General features: G+C 64.8%; 10 protein-coding genes, 1 tRNA gene and 2 pseudogenes. 9 read left to right on the top strand and 4 right to left on the bottom strand.

The window, feature by feature from the left end; translation table 11 throughout:
• The first annotated feature begins 4 nt into the window (after positions 1–4).
• The 5 genes from P9A17_RS07055 to P9A17_RS07075 all read left to right on the top strand — a co-directional run bounded on the left by P9A17_RS07055 (position 5) and on the right by P9A17_RS07075 (position 7949).
• On the top strand, positions 5–3436 hold the full coding sequence (locus tag P9A17_RS07055; protein ID WP_278037852.1) for a BTAD domain-containing putative transcriptional regulator: 3432 nt from the start codon (positions 5–7) through the stop codon (positions 3434–3436).
• A gap of 171 nt (positions 3437–3607) precedes the next feature.
• A complete protein-coding gene (locus P9A17_RS07060) occupies positions 3608–4225 on the top strand; it encodes a hypothetical protein (RefSeq protein WP_278037853.1) in 618 nt (205 codons plus the stop codon).
• Positions 4226–4370: 145 nt separating this feature from the next.
• Positions 4371–5756, top strand: a complete 1386-nt coding sequence (locus P9A17_RS07065; RefSeq protein ID WP_278037854.1) for an FAD-binding oxidoreductase — start codon at positions 4371–4373, stop codon at positions 5754–5756.
• An 80-nt stretch (positions 5757–5836) separates the two neighbouring features.
• On the top strand, positions 5837–7792 hold the full coding sequence (gene htpG / locus P9A17_RS07070) for a molecular chaperone HtpG (RefSeq protein ID WP_278037855.1): 1956 nt from the start codon (positions 5837–5839) through the stop codon (positions 7790–7792).
• A gap of 80 nt (positions 7793–7872) precedes the next feature.
• Positions 7873–7949, top strand: a tRNA-Met gene (locus tag P9A17_RS07075).
• A gap of 67 nt (positions 7950–8016) precedes the next feature.
• On the opposite strand, the gene P9A17_RS07080 is transcribed toward P9A17_RS07075, so the two are convergent.
• The 3 genes and pseudogenes from P9A17_RS07080 to P9A17_RS07090 all read right to left on the bottom strand — a co-directional run bounded on the left by P9A17_RS07080 (position 8017) and on the right by P9A17_RS07090 (position 11425).
• The gene (locus P9A17_RS07080) at positions 8017–8766 is read right to left on the bottom strand and encodes a site-specific integrase (RefSeq protein WP_278037856.1); all 750 of its coding nucleotides are present in this window, start codon (positions 8764–8766) and stop codon (positions 8017–8019) included.
• A gap of 148 nt (positions 8767–8914) precedes the next feature.
• Positions 8915–10055, bottom strand: a pseudogene (locus tag P9A17_RS07085) (IS3 family transposase).
• A 749-nt stretch (positions 10056–10804) separates the two neighbouring features.
• Positions 10805–11425 carry a TetR/AcrR family transcriptional regulator gene (locus P9A17_RS07090; RefSeq protein ID WP_278038637.1) on the bottom strand — a complete coding sequence of 207 codons (621 nt, stop codon included), beginning with the start codon at positions 11423–11425 and terminating at the stop codon, positions 10805–10807.
• A 293-nt stretch (positions 11426–11718) separates the two neighbouring features.
• Here P9A17_RS07090 and P9A17_RS07095 point away from each other — a divergent pair, with 293 nt between their 5' ends.
• The 4 genes from P9A17_RS07095 (at position 11719) to P9A17_RS07110 (ending at position 16019) form a co-directional block, all read left to right on the top strand.
• Positions 11719–12837, top strand: a complete 1119-nt coding sequence (locus P9A17_RS07095; RefSeq protein WP_278037857.1) for a spirocyclase AveC family protein — start codon at positions 11719–11721, stop codon at positions 12835–12837.
• A 26-nt stretch (positions 12838–12863) separates the two neighbouring features.
• The gene (locus tag P9A17_RS07100) at positions 12864–14576 is read left to right on the top strand and encodes a VWA domain-containing protein (RefSeq protein WP_278037858.1); all 1713 of its coding nucleotides are present in this window, start codon (positions 12864–12866) and stop codon (positions 14574–14576) included.
• A gap of 92 nt (positions 14577–14668) precedes the next feature.
• Positions 14669–15475, top strand: a complete 807-nt coding sequence (locus tag P9A17_RS07105) for a CbbQ/NirQ/NorQ/GpvN family protein (protein ID WP_278037859.1) — start codon at positions 14669–14671, stop codon at positions 15473–15475.
• Between the two features lie 133 nt (positions 15476–15608).
• Positions 15609–16019: a carboxymuconolactone decarboxylase family protein gene (locus P9A17_RS07110; RefSeq protein WP_278037860.1), complete on the top strand. Its 411-nt coding sequence runs from the start codon at positions 15609–15611 to the stop codon at positions 16017–16019.
• Positions 16020–16109: 90 nt separating this feature from the next.
• Here P9A17_RS07110 and P9A17_RS07115 read toward each other — a convergent pair.
• Positions 16110–16337: pseudogene (locus P9A17_RS07115) on the bottom strand (IS3 family transposase); the annotation flags it as partial.
• Positions 16338–16355: the final 18 nt, after the last annotated feature.

Raw genomic sequence — 16355 nt, forward strand, 5'->3', positions numbered from 1 at the left:
GCCGGTGCGCTATCGGTTGCTCGGGCCACTGCAGGTGGTCGACGGGGAGGTGCCGGTCGATATCGGGCCGCGCAAGCAGCGCGCCGTGCTGGCGGCGTTGCTGCTCGCGCAGGGCAGGGTGGTCTCGACTGACCGGCTCACCGATGCGGTGTGGGGGGACGATGTCCCTGCCAGCGCCACCGCGAGCCTGCAGGTCTACATCTCGAATCTGCGCCGCGCACTGCGCGGTGTCGCGCAGATGGCGTCGCCGATCGTTCGGCAGCCTCCGGGATACTTCCTCGACGTCACCCCGGACGACGTGGATGTCACCGTCTTCGCGGCGTCGTGCGCTCGTGCCGCGACGGCCATCGACGCCGAGCGCTGGGAGGAGGCGCTCGCCGAGTCCGACGGGGCGCTGAGCCTGGTACGGGGCAGTCTGCTGGAGGACATGGGCGACGCTGACTGGATACGTGAGGACGCCGCCCGGCTGGCCGAGATGCACACCGAATGCCTTGCCAACAAGGTGATCTCGCTACTGGCGCTGGGGAAGATCCCTGCTGCGCTGGCCGAGGTGACACGGCTGCGTGCGCTGGACCCGCTGGCCGACCGCGGCTGTCGGCTGCACATGCTCACGCTGTACCGGGCGGGACGGGCAGCCGAGGCTCTGGACGCCTATACGCGGCACGCCCGGGTGCTCGACGACGAGCTGGGGCTGCAACCGGGCCCGGAGCTGAGGGAGCTGCAGACCGCGGTGCTCCGTCAGGCCCCGGAGCTCGCGGGGTGGCCGCGGTCTCCGGAGTGGACGGGCGCGGTGACGCTCCCCGAGCCCGAATCTGTCCCAGCATCGTCGGTGGTGGTCGAATCCGCGCCGCACCGCGCGCCCCTGGTGGGACGTCGACGTGAATTGGCAAGAGCTGCTGATGTTCTCGCACGGGTGACAGCGGGAGCCGCGCGCTGGCTGGTGTTGTCGGGACCGCCGGGGATCGGCAAGACCCGGCTGGCCGAGGAGATCGCGGGGCTGGTGACGGCGGGCGGCGGTGACACCGTGTGGGTCAACTGCCCCGACGAACGGGGAACGCCGCCGTGGTGGCCGATGCGTCATCTGGTCAGGGCGCTGGGTGCCGACGCCGACTCGGTGCTCGAGGTACCGCCCCACGCCGATCCCGACACCGCCAGATTCCTTGTCTACGAACGAGTTCAAAGACTGCTTGAAAGCTCGCCGCGATTGTTGGCGGTGGTTGTCGACGACGTGCAGTGGTCGGACACGGCGTCGGCGAGTTGCCTTGCCTACATCGCGGGTTCGCTGCGTGACCATCCCGTGCTGGTCATCGTCACCGTGCGCGACGGCGAGCACGCCCCTGAAGTCGCCCGCCTGCTGAGCACCGTCGCCCGCGGGGAGGACAACCGGCACATCGAGGTGCCCGCGCTGTCGTCGGCCGATGTCGCGACCCTGGCCAACGAGGTGGCTGAGGAGGCGGTGACGGCCGCGGAGGCTGCGGAGTTGGCCGACCGTACCGGCGGGAACCCGTTCTTCGTGTCCGAGTACGCCCGGCTGCCACGAGCTGAGCGGGCGGGCAATGAGATTCCGCACGCGGTGCGCTCGGTGCTCGACCGACGTCTGGCCGCGCTGGACCCGGCGGTGGTGCAGGTGCTGCGGGCGGCAGCGGTGATCGGCGACGAGATCGACGCAGGAGCGGTGCCGGTGCTCGCGCAGGCCACCCGGCTCGACCTGGACACGCTCGCCGACTACCTCGATGAAGCGGCCGACGAGCGGATCGTCGTGACGGCGCACGCCGGTGGCGGCTACGAGTTCGCCCACGGACTGCTGCGCGAACAACTGCTCGCGAGCATGCCCGCGCTGCGACGACAGCGTATCCACGCCAAGGTCGCCGAGGTGCTGGCCGACAGCACGGCTCACGACGCGCCGACGCGTCGCGCCCAGCATCTCGTCGCGGCGCAGCCTCTGGTCGAGCCGGCGGTCGTCGTCCAGGCGTGCCGTCTCGCCGCGGAACAGGCGACAGCGCAATGGAGTTCGGATATCGCCGCGCGCTGGTGGCAGGCGGCGCTGGACGCCTACGACAGCCAGCCGGCGTCGCTGCGCGATGACGGCGAGCGCGATGCGCTGACCGTGGAGCTGCTCGAGGCTCACTCACGCGCGGGGCGCGGCCAACTGGTGCTCGACAGCGTGCAGCGCTACCTGGGAGAGGCGTTGCGCACCGGCCGTATTGCGTCGGCGGGTCGGGTGGCCAGCGCGCTGTTGCGCGCCAGCGGTGGGTGGCCGTGGCTGGCGCCGGGGCACGACCCCGGCGAGTTGCTCGGGCTGCTGGCGAGGGCCGCCACGCTGTCGGAGGGTGAGCCGGCTTCGGCGGCACGGGTTCTGCCCGCGCTGGCGGTCGGGCACTGCTACAACCCGGATGCGACGGTCGCGCCTGACCTGCTGGACCGCGCCGACATTCTCGCCGACGCGACGGGAGATCCCGACGTCATCGCCGACGTCCTGATCGGCAGGCTCATCACCTTCTCAGGAGTGTCGACGCTGAGCGAGCAGACACTGTCGTGGGTCGATCGCCTGGATTCGTTGCAGCACAGCAGGTCTCGTGAGGATGCGGTGATCGCGCATTCTGTGGCGACGATGGCGGCGATGAACCTCAGCGATGTTGCGGGTGCGCGCAGGCATGTCCAGGCGGGAATTGCCGGCAGCGAAGAGCTCCAATTGCCGGTGCTGCGTGCGCAATTGCGGTGGATGGAGGCGGTGCTGGCGGTGTGGGTCGGCGACTTCGCCGAAGCCGAGCGTCATCACGCGATCGCCGCGCACGTGCATGAGCAGACCGAGCTGTACGAGGCGGGCAGTGGGCTGCTGGCGACGGCGACGCTTCTTCGCGAGCGGGGCGGGCCCGTCGATCCTCGGTGGCACGAACTGCACCCCAGTCAGGAGACCGGCGGGATGGGCATGGTCGGCGTCGTCCGGACTGCCGTGCTGACCCTGCTGACCGGGCCGGATGCGCGTGCCGAGGCTCTCGCCACGCTGCGTCAATGGTCGTCCGATATCGACCGTGCGCACATCTGGACGACGCTCGGTCACCATGCGCTGCTCGCGCATCTGGCCGTCGAGCACGATCTACCGGAGTTCGCGGAGCAGTTGTTGGCGGAGCTTGCCCCGTACCGCGACCGCATCGCGGTGATCGGACAGGTCGGGCTGGCGGGGCCGGTGGCGCTGGCGACGGCGCGGTTGCACGCGCTGCGGGGTGACCACGGTCAAGCCCTCGACGATCTCACCGTCGCGCGCGGTATCGCCGAGCGCAGCGCCGGCGTCCCGACACTGCTGAGGTGCCGTCTGCTGGAATGCGAACTGGCCGAGCCTTCGCCCGAACGGTCCGCTGCGGCACGGCGTCTGGCGACCGAGGCCGCAGACGTCGGCATGGCGGCAGTTGCTGCCGCGGCTCGCGCCCTGGAGTAGGACCCTTTGCTCCGCGAGCGCGCGTGTTTGCCCGGCAACACGCGGCCATCTGCTGGCATTTTGGGCGCGCTCGCGGTACCACATCAGGCATTGCCGGGGGCGTCAGGTGGGAGGACGATCGAAGGGTCCGGCGGCGCCGCTGGGACGCTGCCGCGTACCACGGAGGCAGACATGTATGCGCGCAGCTCCACTATTCACGCTCGGTCCTCGGCCATCGACTCCGGGATCGCCTACATCCACGACACGGTATGGCCGGCGCTGACCGGTCTGGACGGCTACGTCGGCCTGTCACTGCTCGTCGACCGGCTCAACGGTCGGTGCATCGCGACCACGGCCTGGGAGTCCGAGCACACCATGGCCGCCAGCAGACAGGCCACGAACACGTACCGAGACACAGCGGCCCAGATCCTCGGCGGCAGCCCGACCGTCGACGAGTGGGAGATCGCCGCGCTCCACCGTAATCATCATTCGACGCCCGGCGCCTGCGTGCGGGTGACGTGGGCGCGGGTCGACACCGAGCAGGCTGACCGGGCTATCGACGGGTTCCGGTTCGCGACGATTCCCGCGATGGAGGAGATGGAGGGTTTCTGCAGCGCCAGCCTGCTGGCCGACCGCGATTCGGGCTTCGGGGTGGTCTCGGTGACGTTCGACAGCGCTGCGGCCATGCGACGGAGTCGACACGCGATGGACGAGCTCGAGGCCGCCTCGGTGCGTGACGGCGTCGAGGTGCTGGACAAGAGCGAATTCGACCTCGTGCTGGCGCATCTGAGGGTCCCCGAGATGGTCTGACAGACAGGTCTGCGCCCTGCCGCGCGTTCCCACTGGTCGCGCGGTACCGTCCGCTTGGATTTTTCTTGGCATGCCCGGCCAAGGCATTGCCAAGCCTGGTCGGCGATGCTTCACGCCGACACAAGGAATCCGAGAAAGGACCCCGATGACGATGACGACCGACCTGGCGCGCGACGAGGCGCTGCGCACGTTGCGCGAACAGGTCGCCACCCCGATCGCATTGCCCGGTGAACCGGGCTACGAGCGCTGCATGCCGTGGAACGTGGCCGCGACGGTGGCGCCCGCCGCCGTGGTGCTGGCGACCACGCCGGAGGACGTGGCGGGCACCGTGAGGTTTGCCGCGGCGCACGGGTTTACCGTCACTGTCCAGGCAACGGGGCACGGCGCGGTCGGGGTGGGTCCGGACGCGATCCTCGTGGTGACCTCGGCGATGAAGCACTGCACCGTGGACGCGCTGAACCGCACCGCGTGGGTCGGCGCGGGCGCCCGGTGGCAGGACGTTCTCGACGCGGCTGCCCCGCACGGGCTTGCGCCGCTGTGCGGTTCGGCACCGAACGTCGGGGTAGTGGGGTTCCTCACCGGCGGGGGGATCGGTCCGCTGGTCCGCACATTCGGGCTGTCCTCGGATCATGTGCGGGCGTTCGACGTCGTGACCGGCGACGGCCGGCTGCTTCGCGCCACGGCCGACGAGTACGCCGACCTTTTCTGGGGGCTGCGCGGCGGCAAGGCAACGTTGGGCATCGTCACGGCCGTGCAGATCGACCTGCCCGCCGTGCCGCAATTCTACGGCGGTGCAATCTATTTCGACGGATCCGATGCGGCCACGGTGCTACATGCGTGGCGTGACTGGAGCGAACGTCTTCCGGATACTGCGAACACGTCGATCGCGATCCAGCAGCTGCCGCCGCTGCCGGGTGTGCCTGAGCCGTTGGCGGGACGGATGACGGTCGCGGTGCGCTACACCGCGGTCGGCGACTTCGCCGAAGCGGAGCAGCTTTTCGCGCCCATACGGGCCGCTGCGAACCCGCTGATGGATGCCGTCGCGGTGATGCCCTACGCGGCGATCGGCATGGTGCACGCCGATCCGCTGGATCCGATGCCGATCTGCGAGGACCAGGCGCTGCTGCGCGAGTTACCGGCCGAAGCGATCGACGCGGTGCTGGCGGCCGCGGGTCCGCAGTCGGGGTCGCCACAGGTGATCGTCGAGTTGCGGTTGCTCGGGGGCGCGATGGCCCGGGAGCCCCGCCATCGCAGTGCGTTCTGTCACCGCAATGCTGCGTACGCGTTGACCATCATCGGGGTGCCGATGCCCGAAGCGGCGCCCGTGGTCGAGCATGCGGAGGCGACGGCCAGGGCGGTGGACCCGTGGGCAATCGGTGGGCAGATGCCGAACTTCGCGCCGTCCTATGACCCGGCACGCCCGTCGCGCGTCTACAACCAGGACACGCTGCACTGGCTGGCTGCTCTGGCCGACCGTTACGACCCAGCCCGGGTGCTGGCGACGGGGCAGGTCATCCGGACGCCTGTGTGACCGGCGGTTCGGCCGCCCGGTGACACTGGTTACTATTTTTCTCCCGGCATCCGAGGTCGTTTTGTCGAAGGGGAATGCACATGGCCGCACAGGTGGAGCAGCTCGAATTTCAGGCGGAGGCACGCCAACTGCTGGATCTGATGATCCACTCCGTGTACAGCAACAAGGACTCGTTCCTGCGGGAGCTCATCTCGAATGCTTCCGATGCGTTGGACAAGGTGCGGCTGGAAGCGTTCCGCAACAAGGAACTCGATGTTGACACCTCCGATTTGCACATCGAGCTCGATGTCGACAAGCAGGCCCGCACTCTGACGGTGCGCGACAACGGCATCGGCATGTCGCGTGACGAGGTGGTACGGCTCATCGGAACGCTGGCGAAGTCGGGAACGGCCGAGCTGCGTCAACAGCTGCGGGAGGCCAAGGACCAGGACTCGTCTGAAGAACTGATCGGTCAGTTCGGGATCGGCTTCTATGCAAGCTTCATGGTGGCCGACCGGGTGGAGCTCGTCACGCGCAAAGCCGGCGAGAGTGAGGCGACCCGGTGGGAGTCCACCGGCGAGGGTAGTTACACCATCGAGACGGTGGACCAGGCCGAAAGCGAAGTGCCGCATGGCACTTCGGTCACGCTGCACCTCAAACCCGAAGACCGCGAGGACGAGCTGCACGACTACACCTCGGAGTGGAAGATCCGGGAGCTCGTCAAGCAGTATTCGGACTTCATCGCCTGGCCCGTCCGGATGGATGTCGAGCGCAGGACGCCGGCGTCCGAGGACGGGGGTGAGGAGTCGGTGACCGTCGAGACTCAGACCCTGAACTCGATGAAAGCCCTGTGGGCCAGGTCCCGCGACGACGTGTCCGACGAGGAGTACACGGAGTTCTACAAGCACATCGCCCACGCGTGGGACGAGCCGTTGGACATCATCGCGATGAAGGCCGAAGGCACGTTCGAATACCAGGCGCTGCTGTTCATCCCGTCGCACGCACCGTTCGACCTCTTCAACCAGAACGCCGCGGTCGGAGTTCAGCTGTACGTGAAGCGGGTGTTCATCATGGCCGACTGCGATCAGCTGATGCCGCCGTATCTGCGCTTCGTCAAGGGCGTGGTCGATGCACAAGACATGTCCCTCAACGTTTCTCGCGAGATCCTGCAGCAGGACCGGCAGATCAGGGCGATCCGGCGTCGACTGACGAAGAAGGTACTGTCGACGATCACGGAGATGCAGAACGAGCAGCCGGAGAAGTACCGCACCTTCTGGACGCAGTTCGGCAGAGTCCTCAAAGAGGGCTTGCTGAGCGATGACGACAACAAGGAGACGTTGCTGCGCCTGTGCTCCTTCGCATCGACGCGCAGCGACGACGAACCGACCACGCTGGCCGATTACGTCACGCGGATGCCAGACGGGCAGAGCCAGATCTTCTACGCCGCAGGCGAATCGCGGCAACAACTGCTGAATTCGCCGCACTTGGAGGCGTTCAAGGCCAAAGGGTACGAGGTGCTGTTGCTCACCGACCCTGTCGATGAGGTCTGGGTCGAATCGATCCATGAGTTCGACGGCAAGCCGTTGCAGTCGGTGGCCAAGGGGGAGGTGGACCTCGACTCCGAGACGGACAAAGCCGCACAGGAAGCCGAACGTCAGGAGCGCGAGCAGGAATTCGCCGACCTGACGGCGTGGCTGAAGGAGGCGCTGAGCGACCACGTCAAGGAAGTGCGGTTGTCCACCCGCCTGACCGATTCGCCGGCGTGCCTGATCACCGACACCTTCGGCATCACTCCGGCGTTGGCCCGCATGTACCGGGCGTCCGGGCAGCCGGTGCCGGTCGAGAAGCGGATTCTGGAGCTCAATCCGAGCCACCCGCTCATCGTGGGCCTCGGGCAGGCGCACAAGAGTGGAGGCGCCAGCGACGAGCTGACCGGCACCGCCGAATTGCTCTACGGGACCGCCCTTCTTGCGGAGGGAGGGGTGCTGGAGGATCCGGCGCGCTTCGCCGGGCTTCTGGCCGACCGGTTGACACGTGCGATGGGGGACCCGTCCTAGCAGGTCGTCGCGTTCCAACGAGCCGCTGAACAGGCGATTTGGAGCGCAACCGGCCGCCCCGGTAACCTAACGTTCACCATCGCGGGGTGGAGCAGCTCGGTAGCTCGCTGGGCTCATAACCCAGAGGTCGCAGGTTCGAATCCTGTCCCCGCTACCAGGTAAAACGGCCCTCGGACGTCAGTCCGGGGGCCGTTTTCATGCCATTTGTGAACGGATTTGTGAACCTAGCCATGCTCATCAATTTGTGACGGGTACAGGTCAGGTCCGAGAAGGAACGAGGCTGCCTGCTCGGCAGCTTCGCGGTCGTCCTTCTTCAGCACGTGTGCGTAGGTCTCCAGCAAGAAGCCGACGTTGGCATGACCGATTCGGTCACTGACCACCTTGGGGCTCACACCCGCCTTCAACGCCGCTGTGGCGTACGAGTGCCGGAGATCATGGAAGGTGATGCGCGAGAGCCCTGCTGCGGCCGATAGGCGGTCAAATCGCTGCCGGATGGTGTCCGGGTGCGGTGGGCGCCCGTCTTGATAGGTGAAGACGTAGTCGCCCGGGTGATAGTCGCTCCCGAAGAACGCGCGCTCCGCGTCCTGGACCCTGCGCCACTCGCGCAGCGCGGCGACCGTTGCGCGGTCGATGGAGATTGTTTGGTCGGCGTTCTTGGTCTTGCCGCCCGACTCGTTCCGTACGCGTCCTCCGACGACCACGCGGTTGTCGTGCACGGTGATCTCGCCGGCGTCGAGGTCGACCGCTGCCCACTTGAGCCCGCAGACTTGGCCGCGCCGAATGCCAGTGGTCAACTCCAGCATGAAAAGTGCCGCGAACCTGTCGCTGTGGATCGAGGCGAGGAACGTTTGGATCTCTTCGGTTGTCCAGACCTGCCGCCGCGTTCGAGCAAGTTTGGGAGGCTTGACGTTGCTTGCAGGGTTGTCGCTGACGTACTTCCACGCAACGGTATCGACGAGCGCGCGGTGGATCATCGCGTGAACGTTGCGGACCGTCTTCGGTGACAGACCGGGGGAGACCTTCTTGGAAACCAGGCCGGACTTGTATCACCGAACTGAATCGCCCTGGCTTTGCCGGAGACTCTGATGTGCCCTGGGTTCGGTGGTGTCGCCATACTTGGTTTCAGGCCACAGGTTGGGTGGACTGGTGTAGCAGTTCGAACTCTATCGGAGTGCGCATCCCGAGGGCGGAATGGCGACGCTGGCGGTTGTGGAAGATCTCCAAGTAGTCGAAGATCGCGTTGGCTAGTTCGATTCTTGTCTTCCAACGCTTGCGGTTGAGTAGCTCGGTTTGCATTCTGCCCCAGAATGATTCGATCATCGCATTGTCGTAACAGTCACCGATCGAACCCATCGACGGGACCAACCCGGACCGCTTGGCCCGATCGGTGAACGCCCAGGAGGTGAATTGCACTCCGTGGTCGGAATGAATGATCCCACCGGCCTGCGGGTCGCGGTTGCCAATCGCCATGCCCAGCGCGTTGGTGACCAGCGCCGCGGTCTGACTCGAATCGATCGACCAGCCGACCACACGTCGGGAGAACGTGTCCAGCACCACCGCGCAATGCACCTTGCCCTCATAGGTGCGGTGCTCAGTGATATCAGTGACACACAACCGATTTGGAGCATCACGAGTGAACATCCGCTCCACCAGATCCGTCGCCGTGGGCGTCTCATGACGGGGCCGGCACGACGAGTACCTGGAAGCCCCTTGATGCTCGCGCGAGCCATCAACATCTCGACCTGGTTATGGCCGACCTGTAGCCCCAGCCCAAGGGTGAGTTCGGCGTGAACCCGGCGGGCGCCGTAAGTACTCCGAGAGGCTATGTGGACGGCGAGGATCTGCTCGGTCAGCTACCCATGACGGATCTCCCGAGCTGACGGCGCCCGGCTGCGCCATGCGTAGTAGCCCGACTCGGTGACCTCCAACAGTCGGCAGGCCACCTGGACGGGCAGTCCTTTCGCGGCCATGGTTTCTATGGCCGCGTACCGCCTTTTGGGTCGTGCGGCTCCCGCAGCAGCTCACGCGCCCTTTTCAGGACGGCCACCTCGGTTTCCAACTCGCGGATGCGCCTGTTGGCCGCGCTGAGCTCGGGCCAACTCAGCGCGGTTGAGCCCGGGTAGCTGGCCGGTGTCGATCAACTCCTGGCGGCGCCAGCCGTAGATCGTCTGGTCGCTGATATTCAGATCTGCGCAATCGGACGGCCAGCGGCTACTAGATCGGGCACCTTGCGGCGGAACTCTTCGGGATAACGCTTGGGCACGGACACGGCTCCTTCGTGGACGTCGTGACCAAAAGTCGAGCAAACCGACTCCATGCAACCCAGGGCACATCACCTCCAACATTTCCAGGGCGATTCACCCTGCTGTCCTGCCTGAAACCGTCGCAGAGTTGCTGCGCAGTAGGGCATCTGCGATTCAAGTCCGCCGCGACGCCTTCCGCACTTGGCGGGCTGCGGCCGCCAATGATTCCGCCCGGCCGGGGTCGGCTCGGGAGCGCGATATCCTCCTGAGTCGAGATGCCGACGACAGCCTGGAACTCTGAGATCCGTTAGGCGACAGCCGCGCCAGATGTATTGCGCGGTCGCAATCCATTGACCGCCCAACACGAGCTTGACGCACACATCGCCATCAAGTATCGCCGGAACCATCTGGAAGCCATAGGTATTCGCGAACTCGTCGATTCGCATCTCCTGCGACGCGACAGCTCCCGTAGGTCTGAAGAGCACCAGAATCGGCACATATTCACGCTATAGGCACGAGAAGACGCTGCCGCGCACTACTTTCTTAAGGTTATTGGGCCGGATTGGTGGTTGCGCCGTCAACCCGCCGCAAGATCCGCCTTCTGACTACGGAGGCGATGAGAATACTCAGCTCGACGCGATGGCGACTCGTGCATGAGCCGCTTTGATTAAGGCCCTCTGCGACGAGGTCAAGGGAGCGAGGAGACTCTTGGAGTCGCGATGCAGTGACAGACGCGGGGCACACCCACGGGGTATCGGACTGAGGGCTACTACGCAGGCGACGGGACTTCCGCTCGCAGGCTTCGCAGCTCTCTAGCCACGTACTTATCGAGCAGTCCGTCGCGGCCAGGAGTTTCGCTGCGCATGGTGGTGACCAGTGCGTAGAGGCCTAGCAGGAAGAACACGGCGCTATGGAATGCGTCCACGTCGGCGAAGACCTCGCCTCGGTTGCGGGCGCGCACGATTTCTGCAGCTAGCAGCACGATGGTGGGATGGTCGGTCCACTCGTCGTTCTCAGGCCGGGTGGGTGAGAAGTACAGTCCGATGACATCTCGAAAAAGTGCGCTGCCCCAACGGTTTTCGAGGTCGACGACCAGTCTGACGATCTGTTTGAGGACGGCGGCGAGATCGCGAGAAGAGTCCAGAAACGTACCGAGTTCTGCGGCGACCCTTGCTTCCTCCCGGCAAATCAACTCGTGCAGCACGTGCTCTCTGGTGGGAAAGTGAAAGTAGAACGTGCCCCGCGATACACCGGCAGCCTTAACCACGGCGTTGATGTCGGCGGCCGCCGCACCGGCGCGCCTGAACTCCACGATGGCGGCATCTAACACTCGCTCGCGTGTCCTCCGCCTCTGAGCCTCGTGTTTGTTCGGCGTCGCCTCCACACCCATATTCTGCACCATTCCCGGCTGGGTGCTGACGATCGTCAATATTTCCTGGCAATTGTCAGCAATCAGATCCCGAGAGCGACGGCGCGCGATGGCAGGAACAATCAGACCAGGATGGAACTGCGCACTCTGATGGGTTCGATAGCAGTCTCACGTTCTTCGTAACTGACGCTCGCTTCGGCCCTGAACGTTGACATTTGTCAGCAATTTGGGTTAAACATGGCTCGCACGCTGAACCGTCATCGGGGGTGGAGCGTGCTCAGCCCATCAGCGTTCAAAACGAGAGAGTGACTGAGATGACGAAGCCGGAGACGCGACCGCCCAGCGACAGTGCGAGCAAGAGCGGCAGTCGGCTGCCGATTGCGCTGTGGTGGCTGTTCGGGATCGGAATGCTCGTTCTGATCGGGCTGAATGCTCAAGTCGGTGCCAGCGAGCCACGAATCGCCAACCCCAACGTGACTGATGAAGCGCGAGAGTCGGTTGCGGGCATTACGAGTTGGGCATCGCTGTGCAATGTATGGACCGCCGTCATGATGGTGGTCGGCATTACCGCGTTCATCATCAGTTGGCGACGACATCCGAAGCACCCTTATCTACTGCTGGTTCTCGCAGGCACGGTGCTTGTATGGCTTGACCCGTTCGCCAACTGGGTGTCGTATTCGGCGTTCAGTCCCGAGCTCTACCACTATCCGGTTGACTGGCCGTGGGTGAATATCGCACCTTTGGTCGAACCGTTCGTGTGCATCGCTTATGCGTCGGTGTTGATCGTCCCCACGTTCGCTGCGATCCCCTTGCTGCGACGACTGCAACAGGGTCGGTCAACCGACAGCTTTGTGTGGCGCCACCCCTTGATCACACTGAGCGCGATCACCTTCGTCATCGGCTTCACCTTGGACGCCGTGGTGGAAATCTTCTGCGTCAGCAAGCGCGTGTATGCCTACACCCAGGTGCCCGAATTCGGGTCGATCTTCGTCGGTCAGTACAACCAATTCCCTCTGCTGTGGGAGAGCGGCCTGGCGACCTCGATGATGATCGCCGCGTCGATCTCCGTCTACCGGGACGACACCGGAAAGACGTACGCCGAGAAGCTCGCCCAGCGACTGCGACTGCTGCCGACCAAACCCGCACTGGCTTCCTTCATTGTGATGATCACCGCTTTGAGCCTCGCCTACGCCGTGGTGTACGGGGGAGGGTTCACCATCATTCGCGCGGCAAAGCTTGCTACCTCGGTGGCTTGCCCCTGGCCCTTCCCCGAGTCGAAGGTGTATGACCCTCAGGGGTTTTACGAGATGGCCGGCCACCCCGGACCGTTCTACGAGGGTAAGTGGAGCACCTGGATGTCAGGCCAGCCCGACGGACGCCCGGTCATCGAGGGACCGGTGCCGGCCGGTCGCTGCGGTCCCGGCCATGACTAAGGTCGCCGGTCGCTCCACTAACGAGCGTGGGCGAACGAGGCACCGTGGTCGCTGACGAGCCGACAACAGAAAGTCTCATTCCGCACTTCGACATCCTGGCTTCCGCTGTCGCGGGTAGGACGCTGCGGGTTGTTGGCGGCCAACCTGGCGAAAAGTGCTGGACAGACGGAAAATTGGTCTACGTCGACGACACATTGCCTGAGCGGGAGCAGATCGCCACCATACTTGTGCAGGCATCGCTCATCTCAGCCGGGAGTCTGGCACCAGAAATGCTGCGGCAGCTGCACCGGCGCGGCAGGCTCGCGCAGCGCTACCTGGTGGTTGAGGTACACCGGGCGTTAAAGGCAAACAGCGCCGTCCTTCCCCCGGCGATGAATCTGCTGGTTGATCGCGCTCTCGCTGCGCGGTCCGCATCGCCAGCCCAATCACTGGCGATCGCAAAGTCTGCAGTTTCACTCACCTCACCGTCGCCACTGTTCGGCACGCTCAACCCCAAACGTGCACTAGCCGCTGCTGCACGTACGGAAGGCGCCGAGGCGAACGACCAGCACCACACACCGAAGCGTCAAAGTGAAGCGTTGGAGGAACTGGAAGACAACGACTTCGCTGACTCCGACGAAGGCACTGCGGTCGACATGTTCTCCGCGGGTGGGGTATCCGGCATCTTTGGCCGCTTGTTGAAACGCCTTCTCAAGTCCATGCGCAGACGCGAGCCCAGCGGCGGCAACCCCGGTACGGACTCGGCAACGCACCTGTCACGCGGTCTCGCCCAGCGACGAGGAAACGGTGTCTTGTCCCAGGCCGCAATGAGGGTCGATGACGACGAAGCGCCGAAGGACGGTGCAACCAAGTACCCCGAATGGGATGTGAAGCGCAAGGCCTACCGGCGAGATTGGTGCACCGTCAACGAGATTGAGCCGCCTCCTCGGGAGGTGGGAGACGCGAGAGTGCCCGACACGGCGCGACTTCGCCGTTCACTGGGACGTCTCGCTCTCGGCCTCGACCAATGCCACCGGCGATCCCATGGAGACGACATCGACATCGACGCCGCCATGGAGTCCTACGTTCAAGCAGCGGCGTCTTCCACCCCAGACGACAACGTCTACATCGCGAGTCTGCGCCGTCGCCGCGATCTCTCGGTCATGGTGCTGCTCGACATCTCAGGTTCCGCGGCTGAACCCGACGGTTTCGGCAGCAGTGTCCACGAGCGCCAGCGGACCGCCGCAGCCGCCATCACCTCCACTCTTCACGACCTCGGCGACCGCACCGGGCTCTACGCCTACAACTCGCAGGGACGATCGTCGGTCCAGCTGGTGCCGGTCAAGAAGTTCGACGACCGCTTCAACGCCGACACACTGCGCCGATTGCACAGCCTGACACCCGGCGCATACTCCCGACTCGGAGCAGCCGTCCGCCACGGAGCTGCTGTCCTGGAATCCCAGGGCGGCACATCGCGCCGACTGCTCATCGTCCTTTCCGATGGACTGGCCTACGACCACGGCTACGACAAGGACTACGGAGCCGCCGACGCGCGGCGGGCGCTCACCGAAGCCCGCCACCGAGGAATAGGCGCGCTCTGCCTCACCTTCGGCGTGCATGCCGATGAAGACTCACTGGAACGCGTCTTTGGAACAGCAGCGCACGCAACCGTTTCCAATCAAGCCCACCTCGCTCACGCAGTCAGTGCGCTCGTCCACTCAGCCCTGCGATCCGCCGACGTTCGCCGGCGCGTGTCCTAACCACATCCCGACCACATCAGTGCACCCGAAGGAGCAGACGACATCCGATGACCTCCGTCCACACCCACCATGCTGTTTCCAAAACGCCTACCATGCACCAACCACGGCCCTTCTACGTATCCACCGGAGATGAGGAGCAACACTTCAAAGCCGCCTATCGCCAAGGGCTGTCCATCGTTCTCAAAGGACCGACCGGATGCGGCAAGACACGTTTCGTCGAAGCGATGGCACACGACCTCAACCGACCGCTGATCACCGTGTCCTGCCACGACGACCTGACGACCGCCGACCTCGTCGGGCGCTTCCACCTCCGCGGCGGGGAAACCGAATGGGTCGACGGTCCGCTCACCCGCGCGGTCCGAGAAGGAGCCATCTGCTACCTCGACGAGGTCGTCGAGGCCCGACAGGACACCACCGTCGTGCTGCACCCCCTCGCCGACCACAGAAGACAGCTACCCATCGAACGTCTCGGCATCACCCTCGACGCAGCACCAGGGTTCGGCCTGGTGGTGTCGTACAACCCTGGCTATCAAAGCGTCCTCAAAGACCTCAAAGACTCCACTCGTCAACGAATGGTCGCCATCGAATTCGGCTTCCCCGCACCCGAAACCGAAGAGAAGATAATCACCGAAGAGGCAGGTATCAGCCCCGACACCGCCGCAACCCTCGTCCGATTCAGCCAAGCCATACGACGACTTGAAACACCAGGCCTGCGCGAAGTCGCATCAACGCGCGTGCTCATCGCCGCGGGAAGACTCATCGCAGAAGGTCTCACACCGCACGACGCCGCACGAATCGCTATCGCGGCACCACTGAGCGACGACCCGGCCGTACAGGCCGGCCTCCTGAAAATGATCGACACCTACGTCGGCAATCAGGCCAGCGGAGAGTCGTTGTGAACACGCCAAAGAATGTCGACGCCGCAAAGCGACCTGTCCGAAGGTCGCCGCTGACACGGCCGCCGAGCCTGCAACTCAGTTCGCGAGATATCACCACGCACCCCTGACCACTCGCTCTGGTAAAGGACCCGCAATGAGCACGAGCAACACGACACCGACCGGTCAGAACGACGCCGCCGAGCACACCTGGGAAAGCGCGATGGCTGCCATCTACGAGGTGGACCCGCCGTTCATGACTGCATTCGCCAACTACTACAACGCCACCATCGCCAAGAACGCCCTAGACCCCAAGGTCCGCGAACTCATCTTCATCGCCATCGACGCTGCCGCCACACACCTCTACAACCCAGGAACCCTCTTTCACATAAAGGAGGCACGGAAGCTCGGAGCCACCAAGGAGGAAATCCTCGAAACGCTCCAGCTCGTCACCCTCGTCGGCGTGCATTCAATCTCAGAAGGCGTGCCACTGCTCCTCGAAGCACTTGAAAGCGAGGAGAACCAGCCGGAAGTCGAATCAGCCACCACTTCGCCGCCTCGGGGCTAGCGCGACGCGCTCAGCCCGCCAGCCTTGGGTCTGCTGCACGATCGGGTGACGGTTTGACCTGACCTACCTGTTGGGTTCCAGTTGTGGTGGCTAACTGACGGCGGTGAGGGTGTCGTTGGTGAAGGATAGTTCGTACTCGATCGGGGTGCGGTAGTTCAGTGCTGAGTGGCGGCGTTGGCGGTTGTGGAAGATCTCGATGTAGTCGAAGATTGCGTTGGCCAGCTCGACGCGGGTCTTCCACTTCTGGCGGTCGAGAAGTTCGATCTGCATGGAGGACCAGAAGCTTTCCATCATGGCGTTGTCCAGGCCGTCACCGATCGGGCGGTGGTGGCGACC

The sequence above is a fragment of the Mycobacterium sp. 236(2023) genome (genome assembly GCF_029623955.1).
Classification (GTDB): Bacteria; Actinomycetota; Actinomycetes; order Mycobacteriales; family Mycobacteriaceae; genus Mycobacterium.

Excerpts from the sequence above, each read along its gene's own strand:
- P9A17_RS07090 (WP_278038637.1), bottom strand. The coding sequence starts at position 11,425 with ATGGGTGTGGAGGCGACGCCGAACAAACACGAGGCTCAGAGGCGGAGG.
- P9A17_RS07060 (WP_278037853.1), top strand. The coding sequence starts at position 3,608 with ATGTATGCGCGCAGCTCCACTATTCACGCTCGGTCCTCGGCCATCGAC.
- P9A17_RS07065 (WP_278037854.1), top strand. The coding sequence starts at position 4,371 with ATGACGATGACGACCGACCTGGCGCGCGACGAGGCGCTGCGCACGTTG.
- P9A17_RS07095 (WP_278037857.1), top strand. The coding sequence starts at position 11,719 with ATGACGAAGCCGGAGACGCGACCGCCCAGCGACAGTGCGAGCAAGAGC.
- P9A17_RS07110 (WP_278037860.1), top strand. The coding sequence starts at position 15,609 with ATGAGCACGAGCAACACGACACCGACCGGTCAGAACGACGCCGCCGAG.
- P9A17_RS07105 (WP_278037859.1), top strand. The coding sequence starts at position 14,669 with ATGCACCAACCACGGCCCTTCTACGTATCCACCGGAGATGAGGAGCAA.
- P9A17_RS07080 (WP_278037856.1), bottom strand. The coding sequence starts at position 8,766 with ATGATCCACCGCGCGCTCGTCGATACCGTTGCGTGGAAGTACGTCAGC.
- htpG (WP_278037855.1), top strand. The coding sequence starts at position 5,837 with ATGGCCGCACAGGTGGAGCAGCTCGAATTTCAGGCGGAGGCACGCCAA.